The organism is Rhizobium changzhiense, from assembly GCF_013087625.1.
Classification (GTDB): domain Bacteria; phylum Pseudomonadota; class Alphaproteobacteria; order Rhizobiales; family Rhizobiaceae; genus Rhizobium; species Rhizobium sophorae.
Map to the genome: position 1 here is coordinate 1 of NZ_JABFCQ010000018.1, position 839 is coordinate 839.

1 protein-coding gene is annotated in these 839 nt (G+C 60.3%); it reads left to right on the forward strand.

Going from position 1 to position 839, the window contains the following annotated elements:
- A partial coding sequence (locus tag G9X68_RS31620; RefSeq protein ID WP_171605728.1) for a calcium-binding protein occupies nucleotides 1-839 on the forward strand: 839 nt, incomplete at both ends.

Here is an 839-nt window from a genome sequence, read left to right on the forward strand (position 1 = left end):
ATATCGGAACGACGAACTTTGCCGGAACAGGGAACTCGCTGGACAACCTAATCGTCGGCGGTAGCGGGACCGACACCCTTGCCGGTGGCGCCGGCAATGACACGCTGAATGGCGGGGCAGGTGCGGACAGCTTGATCGGCGGTGCGGGCGACGACACCTATATCGTCGACGATGCCGGTGACAGCGTTGCCGAAAACGCTGCCGCGGGAACTGACACGGTTCGCACGACCCTGGCAAGCTATACGCTTGGCGCCAATGTCGAGAACCTCGCCTATATCGGAATTGGTGCGTTTGTCGGGACAGGCAACGCGCTGAACAATGTCCTGGCTGGAGGAGCCGGGGTCGACACGCTAAATGGCGGCACGGGCGACGACACCTATGTCATCTCCACCGGTGACATCGTCATCGAGAATGCCGATGAGGGTATCGACACGGTGCAGACGAATCTGACCACCTATACGCTGGGGGGCAATGTCGAGAGCCTCACCTATGGCGGTACGACCGCGTTTACCGGCACGGGCAATGCGCTCGACAACATCATCAAGGGCGGTGTCGTTGCCGACAAGCTCACTGGCGCTGGCGGCAACGACACATTGATTGGCGGTGCTGGTTCCGACACGATGTCAGGCGGGACGGGTGACGACATTTATGTCGTCGATATCGCGACCGACCTTGTGATCGAGAATGCGAACGAGGGGACAGACACGGTCCAGACGGCGCTTTCAAGCTATACGATTGGCAACAATGTCGAGAACCTGAGCTACACGGGATCGGCGAACTTCACCGGCACCGGCAATGCGCTGGCCAATATGATCACCGGCGGCGCCGGCCATGACACG